Annotated in this window: 1 protein-coding gene; it reads right to left on the reverse strand. The window is 35.2% G+C overall.

Annotation, left to right across the window (positions count from 1 at the left end):
- Positions 1-21: 21 nt before the first annotated feature.
- Positions 22-236 (reverse strand): hypothetical protein (locus Q4528_RS16060; RefSeq protein ID WP_303522761.1); only part of this gene is annotated, 215 nt, incomplete at its 5' end.

Below are 236 nucleotides of genomic sequence, written 5' to 3' on the forward strand. Positions count from 1 at the left end.
GTATCAAATCGCTTAATGCCATTAGTCAATAGTTACAACGTAATCAATTTCACCGCTTGTTACAATTATTATTTCAGCACTTGCAGGAACTTTAATATTGGTAGATTCATAATAAGAACTTGTTGCTGTTCCTACTGCTGCAAGATTTATATTAAACATATACCTTTCACTCCCTGAAACCACTATCCCAATCTTTACAACTACCGCCCCACCTGTCTTATTATACACCGAAAATG

This window comes from Staphylococcus pasteuri (genome assembly GCF_030547725.1).
Taxonomy (GTDB): domain Bacteria; phylum Bacillota; class Bacilli; order Staphylococcales; family Staphylococcaceae; genus Staphylococcus; species Staphylococcus pasteuri.